This window comes from Citrobacter sp. Cpo065, from assembly GCF_030332805.1.
GTDB lineage: Bacteria > Pseudomonadota > Gammaproteobacteria > Enterobacterales > Enterobacteriaceae > Citrobacter > Citrobacter portucalensis.
The window spans coordinates 731,489-743,642 of the sequence record NZ_JAOWHC010000029.1; the positions used below are offsets into that span (position 1 = coordinate 731,489).

The 12,154-nt window shown below is 47.2% G+C and carries 15 protein-coding genes, 1 tRNA gene and 1 other RNA gene; 10 read left to right on the forward strand and 7 right to left on the reverse strand.

All coding sequences use genetic code 11. The features are described 5' to 3' along the window. Nucleotides 1-233 precede the first annotated feature (233 nt). A non-coding RNA gene (locus tag OGY68_RS09435) (RtT sRNA) lies at nt 234-370 on the reverse strand. Between the two features lie 44 nt (nt 371-414). Then, nucleotides 415-502, reverse strand: a tRNA-Ser gene (locus tag OGY68_RS09440). A gap of 236 nt (nt 503-738) precedes the next feature. Between OGY68_RS09440 and ghrA the strand changes: the two genes are divergently transcribed. From ghrA to OGY68_RS09460, 4 genes are all read left to right on the forward strand, one after another. Beyond that, a complete protein-coding gene (gene ghrA / locus OGY68_RS09445; protein WP_057067489.1) occupies nt 739-1,677 on the forward strand; it encodes a glyoxylate/hydroxypyruvate reductase GhrA in 939 nt (312 codons plus the stop codon). A 209-nt stretch (nt 1,678-1,886) separates the two neighbouring features. Further along, nucleotides 1,887-2,624: a phosphatase gene (locus OGY68_RS09450; RefSeq protein ID WP_008784332.1), complete on the forward strand. Its 738-nt coding sequence runs from the start codon at nt 1,887-1,889 to the stop codon at nt 2,622-2,624. A 23-nt stretch (nt 2,625-2,647) separates the two neighbouring features. Then, a complete protein-coding gene (locus OGY68_RS09455) occupies nt 2,648-3,202 on the forward strand; it encodes a TorD/DmsD family molecular chaperone (protein ID WP_003832084.1) in 555 nt (184 codons plus the stop codon). Nucleotides 3,203-3,303: 101 nt separating this feature from the next. Next, complete coding sequence (locus OGY68_RS09460; protein ID WP_032934412.1) at nt 3,304-3,786, forward strand: DUF1097 domain-containing protein; 483 nt, start codon at nt 3,304-3,306, stop codon at nt 3,784-3,786. A gap of 46 nt (nt 3,787-3,832) precedes the next feature. Here OGY68_RS09460 and csgG read toward each other — a convergent pair whose 3' ends face one another. From csgG to csgD, 4 genes are read right to left on the reverse strand one after another with little or no spacing between them, the layout of a single operon-like run. After that, the gene (gene csgG / locus OGY68_RS09465; RefSeq protein ID WP_008784335.1) at nt 3,833-4,666 is read right to left on the reverse strand and encodes a curli production assembly/transport protein CsgG; all 834 of its coding nucleotides are present in this window, start codon (nt 4,664-4,666) and stop codon (nt 3,833-3,835) included. Nucleotides 4,667-4,691: 25 nt separating this feature from the next. After that, nucleotides 4,692-5,105, reverse strand: coding sequence for a curli production assembly/transport protein CsgF (gene csgF, locus OGY68_RS09470; RefSeq protein WP_003832089.1), 414 nt, complete (start codon nt 5,103-5,105; stop codon nt 4,692-4,694). 25 nt (nt 5,106-5,130) lie between these two features. After that, complete coding sequence (gene csgE / locus OGY68_RS09475) at nt 5,131-5,529, reverse strand: curli production assembly/transport protein CsgE (protein ID WP_008784336.1); 399 nt, start codon at nt 5,527-5,529, stop codon at nt 5,131-5,133. A gap of 4 nt (nt 5,530-5,533) precedes the next feature. Continuing rightward, nucleotides 5,534-6,184, reverse strand: a complete 651-nt coding sequence (gene csgD / locus OGY68_RS09480; protein WP_003832092.1) for a biofilm master transcriptional regulator CsgD — start codon at nt 6,182-6,184, stop codon at nt 5,534-5,536. Nucleotides 6,185-6,944: 760 nt separating this feature from the next. Here csgD and csgB point away from each other — a divergent pair. The 6 genes from csgB (at nt 6,945) to OGY68_RS09510 (ending at nt 10,820) form a co-directional block, all read left to right on the forward strand. Further along, entirely contained in the window at nt 6,945-7,400 is a 456-nt protein-coding gene (gene csgB, locus OGY68_RS09485; RefSeq protein WP_032941802.1) for a curli minor subunit CsgB, read from the forward strand. Nucleotides 7,401-7,440: 40 nt separating this feature from the next. Next, nucleotides 7,441-7,890 carry a curli major subunit CsgA gene (gene csgA, locus OGY68_RS09490; protein WP_008784338.1) on the forward strand — a complete coding sequence of 150 codons (450 nt, stop codon included), beginning with the start codon at nt 7,441-7,443 and terminating at the stop codon, nt 7,888-7,890. Between the two features lie 60 nt (nt 7,891-7,950). Beyond that, nucleotides 7,951-8,283, forward strand: coding sequence for a curli assembly chaperone CsgC (gene csgC, locus OGY68_RS09495; protein ID WP_020996502.1), 333 nt, complete (start codon nt 7,951-7,953; stop codon nt 8,281-8,283). A 150-nt stretch (nt 8,284-8,433) separates the two neighbouring features. Next, nucleotides 8,434-8,754 carry a YmdA family protein gene (locus tag OGY68_RS09500; protein ID WP_057069114.1) on the forward strand — a complete coding sequence of 107 codons (321 nt, stop codon included), beginning with the start codon at nt 8,434-8,436 and terminating at the stop codon, nt 8,752-8,754. A gap of 100 nt (nt 8,755-8,854) precedes the next feature. Next, entirely contained in the window at nt 8,855-9,397 is a 543-nt protein-coding gene (gene ymdB / locus OGY68_RS09505; protein WP_003832103.1) for an O-acetyl-ADP-ribose deacetylase, read from the forward strand. Further along, complete coding sequence (locus OGY68_RS09510; protein ID WP_502873528.1) at nt 9,330-10,820, forward strand: phospholipase D family protein; 1,491 nt, start codon at nt 9,330-9,332, stop codon at nt 10,818-10,820. The genes ymdB and OGY68_RS09510 overlap by 68 nt, the downstream gene beginning before the upstream one ends. 19 nt (nt 10,821-10,839) lie before the next feature. On the opposite strand, the gene mdoC is transcribed toward OGY68_RS09510, so the two are convergent. Next, nucleotides 10,840-12,000, reverse strand: coding sequence for a glucans biosynthesis protein MdoC (gene mdoC, locus OGY68_RS09515; RefSeq protein WP_032942947.1), 1,161 nt, complete (start codon nt 11,998-12,000; stop codon nt 10,840-10,842). Nucleotides 12,001-12,154: the final 154 nt, after the last annotated feature.

Genomic DNA, 12,154 nt, shown 5'->3' on the forward strand with positions numbered 1-12,154 from the left:
CAACATGCGAAAAAAAAGCCCGTACTTGCGTACGAGCTCTTCTTAAAATATGGCGGTGAGGGGGGGATTGACTCGCTTTGCTCGCCCCTGCGGGGCAGCCCGTTCGCTGCGCTCCCGGTCTGTCCAACTGGCTGCGCCAGTAGTCGAACCCCGGTCGGGGCTTCTCATCCCCCCGTAGATGTGCAACATGCGAAAAAAAAGCCCGTACTTTCGTACGAGCTCTTCTTAAAATATGGCGGTGAGGGGGGGATTGACTCGCTTCGCTCGCCCTTCGGGCAGCCCACTCACTCCGTTCGCGGTCTGTCCAGCTGGCTGCGCCAGCAGTCGAACCCCGGTCGGGGTTTCTCATCCCCCCGCAGATGTGCAATATGTGAAAAAAAAGCCCGTACTTGCGTACGAGCTCTTCTTAAAATATGGCGGTGAGGGGGGGATTCGAACCCCCGATACGTTGCCGTATACACACTTTCCAGGCGTGCTCCTTCAGCCACTCGGACACCTCACCATATTGTTGTTCCTGTGCTACCGGAACGGGCGCTAATGTAGGGGAAACACCGCCCCGCCGTCAATCAACTTTTTGAAAAAAATGTGCATTTACACAAACTTCAAGCAACATGGAGAATAAATAAGCGGGAATTGTTTTTTTTGCCAGCATCCTAAAATTTGCTACTCTGATGTTCCCTCGAAAAATGATGATAATAAGTGCGAGAAAGTTCCGCACAACAATGTTCAGGAGACAATATGGATATAATTTTCTATCACCCAACATTCGATACGACCTGGTGGATTAATGCGTTGGCAAAGGCAATACCTGGTGCGAACGTACGTGAGTGGAAAGCGGGTGATAATGCACATGCTGACTATGCGCTGGTCTGGCATCCGCCGGTTGAAATGCTCGCAGGACGAAAATTAAAAGCCGTATTTGCGCTGGGCGCGGGCGTCGATTCTATTCTCAGTAAACTCAATGCTCATCCGGAAATGTTGGATGCGTCGATCCCGCTTTTCCGTCTGGAAGATACGGGTATGGGCCTGCAAATGCAGGAATATGCTGTCAGTCAGGTGCTGCACTGGTTTCGTCGCTTTGATGATTATCAGGCATTGAAAAATCAGGCGAAATGGCAGCCGTTGCCAGAATATACTCGCGAGGAGTTTACCGTCGGGATCATGGGAGCTGGGGTATTGGGCGCAAAAGTTGCCGAAAGCCTGCAAGCATGGGGGTTCCCACTGCGCTGCTGGAGTCGTACGCGTAAATCCTGGTCTGGCGTGGAAAGCTTCGCCGGTACTGAGGAACTGGGCGCGTTTTTGAGTCAAACTCGCGTGCTGATCAACCTTCTGCCTAATACGGCAGAAACCGTAGGCATTATTAACGCTGATTTACTTAGCCAATTGCAGGATGGCGCCTACGTGCTGAACCTTGCACGCGGTGTTCATCTCAATGAAGACGATCTTCTGGCATCGCTGGAAAGCGGCAAGGTGAAGGGGGCCATGCTGGATGTTTATAGTCGTGAACCGCTGCCAGAAAACAGCCCATTATGGAAACATCCGCGTGTGGCGATGACGCCACATATTGCCGCAGTTACCCGTCCGGCAGAAGCGGTGGACTATATCTCCCGCACGATTATGAACCTGGAGAGCGGGCAAGTCGTAACAGGTCAGGTCAATCGCGTTCGGGGATATTGATGGTAACCCGGCAAGTACCGGGTTTCAGCTAAAATACCCGTCATACTTCAAGCTGCATGTGCGTTGGCTACGGTTGTTCACCTGAATCACCTACGTAAGTAAGTGATTCAGGTATCACTCCCTTGCCACCTGCCTGCGACTCGAATTTTAGGGTATTAATGGCGGCGATACCTGCTATCCTTGACGGAAAATGACTACAGGAGAGAGTTATGTATCCCGTTGACCTGCATATGCATACCGTCGCCAGCACCCACGCCTACAGCACCTTAAGTGATTACATCGCGGAAGCTCGTCGCAAAGGCATCAAGCTATTTGCCATTACCGATCATGGACCGGACATGGCGGATGCGCCTCACCACTGGCACTTTATCAATATGCGTATTTGGCCACGTGTCGTGGATGGCGTGGGGATCCTGCGCGGAATAGAAGCCAATATTAAGAATATTGAAGGTGAAATTGACTGTTCAGGTCCGATGTTTACCTCCCTGGACCTCATTATTGCGGGCTTCCATGAGCCGGTTTTTGCACCTCACGATAAAGACACCAATACCCAGGCAATGATAGCTACGATGGCCAGCGGTAATGTGCACATCATAAGTCATCCGGGAAATCCCAAATATCCTGTTGATATTAAAGCAATTGCGCAGGCGGCGGCAAAGTACCAGGTTGCACTGGAAATCAATAACTCTTCGTTTTTGCATTCGCGTAAGGGCAGTGAGGATAATTGCCGTGCGGTTGCTGCGGCTGTGCGTGATGCTGGTGGATGGGTGGCGTTAGGGTCGGATTCACATACCGCTTTCACGCTGGGAGAATTTGGCGAATGCCGTAAAATCCTGGATGATGTTAATTTCCCTGAAGACAGAATTTTAAACGTCACACCTAAACGTCTATTGGCGTTTCTGGAATCGCGAGGCATGGAGCCGATCGCGGAATTTGCTGAACTGTAATTGTTACTAACTGGAATATATCAATGAACGAGTTTTCTATCCTGTGTCGTGTACTGGGCTCGCTGTTTTACCGCCAACCGCAGGACCCTTTACTGGTTCCCCTGTTTACCCTGATTAGTGAAGGTAAACTGTCCGCCAACTGGCCGCTGGAACAGGACGAACTGCTCACCCGTTTACAGAAGAGCTGCGATATGCCCCAGTTGGCTGCAGATTACAACGCGCTGTTTGTCGGTGACGAGTGTGCAGTGCCGCCTTATCGTAGTGCCTGGGTAGAAGGGGCGAAAGAATCCGATGTTCGTGCATTTCTTTCAGCCCGGGGCATGCCGCTTGCTGATACACCGGCAGATCACATTGGTACGCTGTTGCTGGCGGCTTCATGGCTTGAAGACCAGTCTGCGGAAGATGAAAGTGAGGCGCTTGAAACCTTGTTTGTAGACTACTTGCTGCCCTGGTGCGGTACGTTCCTTGGTAAAGTTGAAGCGCACGCGAACACGCCTTTCTGGCGTACGATAGCACCGCTGACGCGTGATGCCATTGGTGCGATGTGGGACGAATTGCAGGAAGATACAGACGAATAAATGTGACGAACATCACTTAAAGGTGCAACTCAATTTATAAGCTTGCATAAATTGTGTGCGCGATCTCATTACCATGCCGTTTTTCTGCTAAGATGCGCGGCATGAACATTCTTCTCTCAATTGCAATCACAACGGGCATTCTCTCCGGGATCTGGGGATGGGTGGCCGTTTCTCTTGGTTTACTCAGTTGGGCTGGCTTTCTGGGTTGCACGGCTTATTTCGCCTGCCCGCAAGGTGGGTTAAAAGGACTGTGGATCTCGGCGTGTACGCTGCTAAGCGGTGTGGTGTGGGCGTTGGTGATTATTAACGGTAGTGCGCTTGCTCCGCATATGGACATTATTGGTTATGTCATGACAGGAATTGTCGCGTTTCTGATGTGTATCCAGGCAAAGCAATGGTTGCTTTCATTTGTACCGGGCACGTTCATTGGCGCATGTGCAACATTTGCAGGGCAGGGGGACTGGCGACTGGTTGTTCCGTCATTGGCATTGGGTCTGGTATTCGGCTATGCGATGAAAAACAGTGGTCTGTGGCTGGCATCTCGCCGTGAAAATAGAATATCGTCGACGCTGACCAGTAAATAAAAAAGCGTGAGGGTTTTCCTCACGCTTTTTATGCTGTATAGACCCATCAGGATTCTGGCGGTACCGACATATGACGGTATTTAACCAGAATGTCATTATCAACTTGTTTCTTATCCTGCAAATCCCACAATCCGCGATCGATGCCGTCATTAATCAGGAAGATAACGCCCGTTTCAATCGCTGACATCAGACAAAGCATAACCGGTTCGTTAGAGGTGTAGCCAATTTCACCTTCCAACAGACGCTGGTAGTCAATAAAGCGGAACACCCCAGCCTGTACTTCATAAGACAGAATGGTTTTACTGGTATTCACTGACGACAGGATCTCACCGGTGCTGACGTTAACTACGCGCAGGTTTACCGCTATCTGGTCGAGCTGGTATTGCGTATCGGCGCCAATACCAAAATAACGTGCACCGACACCACCCGATTTAACGTTGCTTTCATAACCGATAATTGATCCTTCCACCATGACGTTTGCCGCGGTCAGGGACTGTAGCGGGATCCGGTTATTAATCGCAACCGTACCGTTTTCCTGAGCTGCACGAATGATTTTGCGTTCGTTAAGCAAGTTCTGTAACCCCTGACGTTCCAGTGGGATGAACCAACGAGAATCTTTCAATGCGGTGACAAGCATAGCCGTGGCGCTTTGCGGGACGGCGGTTGAGAAGTTACTTGCCGGGTAAGGTTTAAATTGGCCAGTCTCATCCTGAATGTTGTATACCGACACAAAGATCTTACCTGTAGGCATAGGCAGATGCGTCAAGTCTTTATAGCTTTGGGCTCGGGGCATTAATGTCGGCTTAGCGGCTTCTTGAGGCGGAGCTGTTAAACATCCGCTGAGTAAAATTACTGCCACCATGATAAGTAAACGCTGCATGATTATTTCCTTTCGTGGCTATAACTTAGAAGTCGGTCGACTGTGTTTGTAAACCCGACACTTCAATTGTCGAAGTTTTCCCCGATTTCCTGTCGGTGACATTCAATTGCAGTTGTCCGTCCCGGTTGGCGATATCAATGATAAAATCATTGGTCACCATTCTTCCTGGTTTACCGGTATTAATGTTGGTGAGTAGGCCACCGAGAATTTGTGACTGAATCGCCTGAGTAAAGTTATCCAGAGCTGACGGGGTTTCAATACCGTAATCGTCATAGCTTGGATCTTTATATGAGTTCTGGGCCTGGGCGCTGTTCAACAGAAAAGCACCATTATTCGGGTTGCCACCAAAGTTTGGGTTGCGAAACTGGAACGTCATGTTTCCGGCCCAACTTAATGGTGAAATTAGCATGAGCAAAACCACTGCATGTTTAACACGCATGAAAGCCTCCGGACAAAATCATGTTTTAGAATTCATCACGCGCTAAATCGCTAGTGCTTAATAGTGTTTGATCTATTTGCCGGCGATTTAATGCTTCCTCAGTTTGTGCCAATGCGAAGACTACAATTTTGTCGAAGTCTTTTTTCGTCGGAAATAAAAAAGTCTGGAAGATAACGTCCTGATTGACCGTTATGGTGATCCAACTTCCCCAACGCGCACTGGGTCTTTCATTAATGGTTAAGTTTCCTGTGTACTCGCTTTCCCACTTATCACTAAAGGCCCGATAAAAATCATGCCCGATTGAAGAGACAGTGTGGTCAGTTAACAGCCCGGGAACCTCCACCTCTACGGTTGTCGCTGCGTGCAGACTCCCGGCAGCAAAGAATAAATTTGCTGCCACAATCCAGGTCAAATACCGTTTCATGGCTTTATCGCCTGAGGTTATCATTGGCCCATGAGACCGCCTGCGTACGGTTTTTGACAGCTATCTTTTTGAAAAGATTATAAAGATGTGTTTTTACCGTATTTTCACTGATAAACAGTGAGCGAGCGATTTCAATATTTGAGGCGCCGATACGCAATTTATTAAGGATCTCTTTTTCACGGTGCGTCAGCAGTGCCGACTCCGTGCTGTTATAACGATAATTTCCAGAGTGCGTGATCAGATAACTGGCAAGTTTTTGCGTGAAGTAACATTCACCGCGCAAGATACCCTGCAAGCCGCTTACGACACGCTGCTCGTCTTCAGTTGCGTAAAAAACACCATTGATATGCGGCCAGTTTTCGATATCCCGATAAGGGTAATCATCAGGAGTATTCAACAATAACGTCTTTATATTGTTGTTTTTTCTACTCAAATTATCTTGCCAGTAATGGATCAGTTTTTTATCTGCCTCCATCATATCCAGTAAAACAATGCAGCTGGAGGATATATCATCCAGAGAACGTTGAATATTATGTAGTTTTCCGGTGAGTGCCAGTGATTGTTTTAAATGCTGTAATAATGCAGTTGCCTGCAAAGAAGGTTTTGTGATCAACAATAATGTATGACCATGAATACTATGGACTTCATTAAACATGATGAAACTCCACTTTTTAGTCGCACACCTGACAGCTGTCTCTACTAAAATAGAGGCACCAGAAGTACTGACAGATGTTGCACTGCTGTGTAGATATAAAATATCGACCCAAAGGGGTGAAAATATTAAAACAAATGGACTTCAACTGATTTCAATCTAGCTATTACAAATCTTAAAGCAAGTGTTAAACATGTAACAACTTGTAAAATTATATATTAAAATGTGATTTTATGGTTTTATTGGAGTTTAGATTTGATAGGAAAGTTGTACATTTTACCTTTGCTGCATAGATTTAAAAAATCATACAAATTATACTAACGCATTGATTTTAAATTAGTTAATTAATGGTTGTTGAGTTTTAGATTTCTAATGAATTCTAAAATCCTTGTCTCAATTTACGTTGGTCAATTTTAGATGGAAAAAAATGACCTTTGTCACGACTTGTACCGATGTCTATCTCGACGTTGTACTGAGAGGCCCTGATATCGTGCAAAATGCATTTTCTCAGTGACTGCATAGAAATTCATTACTGATAGCAAAATAAAAATAAAAGCCAGACCTGAAGCGGTGTTATTCACTGTTAATTAGTACTTTGGTGTGAATCCGGATATAAAAATACCACTCGCGGGTGAGTTATTTAAAATGTTTCCACGGACATACTCTTCATCGTAACGTGGCGTTAACAAATGTAAGTCATGTTAACAACAATTTGAGTGGTAATTAATTTAACTTCATGTACGACCAGGTCCAGGGTGACAACATGAAAAACAAGTTGTTATTTATGATGTTTACAATACTGGGAGTGCCTGGGATTGCATCCGCAACCAGTTATGATTTAGCTAATTCAGAATATAACTTTGCGGTAAATGAATTAAGTAAGTCTTCATTTAATCAGGCAGCCATTATTGGTCAGGTTGGTACTGCTAATAGTGCAAATACTCGCCAGGAGGGCACCAAGTTATTGTCGGTCATTTCGCAAGAAGGTTCAGGTAACCGGGCGAAAACAGACCAGACGGGATCAAATAACTTTGCATATATTGATCAAACGGGTAGCTCTAATGATGCGAGTATTAAACAAAGCTCTTACGGTAATACGGCGATGATTATCCAGAAAGGCTCTGGTAATAAAGCCAATATTACCCAGTACGGTACACAAAAAACAGCAGTTGTGGTGCAGAGACAGTCGCAAATGGCAATTCGCGTTACTCAACGCTAATCCATAAACGACGTTTAAATCAATCCGATGGGGGTTTACCATGAAACTTTTAAAAGTGGCAGCATTCGCAGCAATCGTAGTTTCTGGCAGTGCTCTGGCAGGTGTTGTTCCGCAATGGGGCGGTAATCATCATGGTGGCGGTAGCAACTATGGCCCAGACTCTTCAATGAGTATTTACCAATTTGGCTCTAGTAACGTTGCGAATGCGCTGCAAAGTGATGCACGTAAATCAGACGTGACTATCACACAACACGGACATGGTAACGGTGCGACCGTCGGCCAAGGTGCTGATGACAGTACCATTAGCCTGAAACAGACCGGCTTCCAGAACAGTGCTGATATCAATCAGTGGAATGCAAAAAATGCTGATATCAGCGTAACTCAGTTCGGTGGTCGTAACGGTGCTGTGGTTAATCAGACAGCGTCTGACTCCAATGTGCTGATTCAGCAGGTTGGTTATGGCAACAATGCTACAGCTAACCAGCACTAATTCAGTTTTCTGACTGATAATAAACAGGGCGAAAGCCCTGTTTTTTTTCGGGAGAATATTATGCACACGCTATTACTCATTGCCGCGTTGGCAAATCAAATAACATTCAATACAACTCAGCAAGGTGACATGTACACCATTATTCCTCAGGTGACATTAGCTCAACCGTGCGTATGTGAAGTGCAAGTCCTTGCCGTACGTAAAGGAAAGGGCGGACAAAGTCAGTCACAGCAGAAAACAAGCCTTTCGGTCCCTGCTAATCGGCCAATTGAATTAACAAAAATGAGCTTTAATATTTCACCGGAGGATTCGGTCAAAATTATCGTTACCGTTTCTGACGGGCAGTCTCTGCATCTGTCGCAACAATGGCCTGACTCAAACAGTCACCCATAATTTTTTGCCGGATTTGCATTAAGGGTGTGGCTGGGAGTGCAGTGCTGTTCTATGAATATAGAAACGAACAAACGTTTTATTTGATCGTAACTAGCAGCGGTGAAGGATCATTGCGATCCCTCAAGGATGATTAATCATTGAGGAACCCTTATGTGTACATTATTAAAGCGTATTTTAAATACCGGTTTGTGGGCTTTTTCTCTTTTCACCCTCCCCGCAATGGCGACGCAAATCTTACCCGGCGGGGTTATTCATTTTCGTGGTGCAATAGTTGAAGCACCTTGCGACGTTAACACTCGACAACAACAGATTGAATTGTCATGTATGCGTGATGGCACGATGAGTAATAGTCTCTACGACCTGCAACAGGTCACGACAGCGCCTCAGAGTGTGCAACAAATTGCCACGGTGAAAATGCATTACCTCAATGAACAGAAAAGCATGGCTATTCTGAATATTGAATATAAATGAATCATTCTGGCGTAGGTATGCACGCTTATGGCTAAAAAGTGAGATTTCAAGGAAAACCCTGCTGTACACTTAACGGAGAGTGTTTTGTCAGGGGGAACTTATGCAATCGCGTGTTCATGTGTTACAGGGCGACATTACGACGATCGCGGTAGATGTGATCGTCAATGCGGCCAACTCCTCGTTACTGGGAGGAGGTGGAGTCGATGGCGCGATTCATCGTGCTGCCGGGCCTGCGTTGTTGGAGGCCTGCAAACAGGTTATACAACAACAGGGAGAATGCCCGACCGGGCATGCCGTTATCACGTTGGCTGGAGCGCTTCCGGCAAAAGCAGTTATTCACACCGTAGGACCTGTCTGGCAAGGCGGTGATCACCACGAGGCTGAACGACTTGAAGAGGCCTATCTAAATACATTGCAACTGGCCTTAGCCAATGGTTATCAATCCATTGCTTTTCCTGCTATAAGCACCGGAGCTTATGGTTACCCACGTGCTGCAGCGGCAGAGATCGCGGTGAAAACGGTGTTGAAATTTATCACCCGACGTACGCTACCCGATCAAATATACTTCGTGTGCTTTGATGAAGAAAACGCTCGACTATACAAGAGATTACTTACCCAACAAGGCGATGAACGCACGGACTGATATGACGCGACTTGAGCGTGCCATCACGCCGCTATGCATAAACCACCCGGGAGAATGCGGCATTCTGACGTTGGATGACAGCCTGGATGCGTTTGCTGCTCGCTATCGGTTGACGGAAATGGCGGAACGTACCCTGGATGTTCAGTATTACATCTGGGAAAGCGACATGTCCGGGCTATTGTTATTTTCCATTTTGCTGGCCGCAGCGAAGCGGGGCGTCCGGGTGCGTTTATTGCTGGATGATAACAACACGCCAGGTCTGGATGACACGCTGCGTTTGCTGGACAATCACCCTAATATTGAAGTCCGCCTGTTTAATCCCTTTTCCTTTCGCATCCTGCGTGCCCTGGGCTATTTAACCGATTTTGCCCGGTTGAATCGACGTATGCACAACAAAAGTTATACCGCTGACGGCGTCGTAACTCTTGTGGGGGGGCGAAATATAGGCGATGCCTATTTTGGCGCAGGCGAACAACCACTGTTTTCCGATCTGGACGTTATGGCAATTGGACCGGTTGTCCAGGATGTTGCAGACGACTTTGACCGTTACTGGCACTGCCGTTCGGTTTCAACATTGCAAAACGTACTTGAGGTGGCTGAACCAGCTTCTACGCAAAAAATCGAACTTCCTGAATCCTGGTATAACGATGACATCACGCGTCGCTATCTACATAAGCTGGAAACCAGCCAGTTTATGACCCGTCTCGATCAGAGGTCGCTGCCGCTAATTTGGGCGAAAACGCGCTTGTTGAGTGATGATCCTGCAAAAGGAGAGGGGAAAGCGCCGCGCCACTCACTATTACCGCAGCGTTTGTTTGACGTGATGGGATCTCCCACCGAGCGTATTGATATTATTTCCGCCTACTTTGTACCAACTCGCGCCGGTGTGGCGCAGCTCCTGAGACTGGTGAGAAAAGGCGTTAAGATCGCAATTTTAACTAATTCTCTGGCGGCGAATGATGTCGCGGTTGTTCACGCAGGCTATGCGCGTTGGCGAAAAAAACTCCTGCGCTACGGCGTGGAGTTATACGAGCTCAAACCAACCCGCGATCGCGTTTCAGCAGTACACGACCGGGGATTAACCGGTAATTCAGGCTCCAGCCTGCATGCGAAAACCTTCAGTATTGACGGTCGTAAAGTGTTTATAGGATCGCTTAATTTTGATCCCCGTTCAACGTTGCTCAATACGGAAATGGGGTTTGTGATTGAGAGTGAAGTACTGGCCGAGTTGATTCATAAACGTTTTATGCAAAGTCAGCGTGAAATGGCCTGGCAACTACGTCTTGACCGTTGGGGCAGAATCAACTGGGTTGATCGGCTTTCTGGCAGCGAACAGGTACTGAAAAAAGAACCCGCTACAGGATTCTGGAAGCGGGTTCTGGTGAGGCTTGCATCCGTGTTGCCCATTGAATGGCTGCTCTGAACCATTCAATGCAAGAAAACTAACCGGCTACCGCCTTGTTTTTATCCTGCTTAATGGGCGGTTTACCCGAAAAGAGAAACTTCAGCACCGGGATCCGTAAATGGATTTCGTACAGTATGACCGCAATTCCAACCACAAAAAGCAGACCGCAGAGAAAACCCAGCAGATTCGACTTGATATGCGGTGTGATATACGCGCCAAAAAACAGCGTTAACGGGTGGTGCACCAAATAGATGAACAGCGACGCGTTGACAAAATAGGTCACGCGAGCCGACTGGAAATTCAGTAAACGGTGGCCAAGCGAAAAGACGACATTCACCATCCATAGCCCCATGACCATGGTAATGACATATTCGGTTTCATACATCCAGGCATCGCCGTTGCCGTAACGTTGATTGAGCAGGTATGCGACAAATGCGAATGCGGCGCCTAGCGTGCAGCCGCGCGATGGCGTGGTAAACAGTGCTTTCAGATTCGGATTGATAAACGCCAGCGCACCGAGCATAAAGAAAGGCACATAGAACAACGTTTGCATAACGATAAAATTAAACATGCCATCGCTGAGAATCGAAGGGTAGAGGATGAAAATCGTTCTTCTGACGGCGGCATAGCCGACACCCAACAATATAAAAATCAGCGTTAATTTGGTCATTGACACCCCCGATGCAGGGGTACCGTCTCCACGCGATAGTCTGTTTTTCATCTGGGTAAACACCCACATGCTCAGGGTCGTTAACACCACCAGAACCAGTAAAAACCACAGATGGGAAATCAGCTCCCAGGCCAGCGCATTGTATTTGTCATAGCCGCTGAGGGTATGCCAGCTGTCTGCTTTCCCTTTCACGTATTGCAGCATGATAAATTGCGGCAGCGTAAGCAGCGGAATCGCGGTCAGCATGGGGATCCCCACGCGTTCTACACGCACCTTCCACCAGCGTTTTAACGGATAGCGCAAAAAAAGCATGTAGGAAAAATAACCTGAAATGACAAAGAAGACCTGCATGCGAAATGCATGGATAAAGTCGTTAAAAAGGGTTAACCACCATGACGGTTCTGCGCTGTTCACGTGCCAGGTGTGGGTGGAGTAGATCAATGAAATATGGAATGGGATCCCTAACAACATTAGCCAGGCACGGATGGAGTCAAGAAAATATTCACGTGGTGGTGATACAGAGCTCATAGACAGTTACGTATTCTCAGACTTTTCGTCTTATCCCTAAGACGAATAATGGTTACATTCGAGGGCAACCCTACACGAAGTCCAACAACCTGTCTCCAGGATAAGCACGCAAAGTGAAAACAGGCAGATGAGCCTGCTTAAACCATGAGCCAGC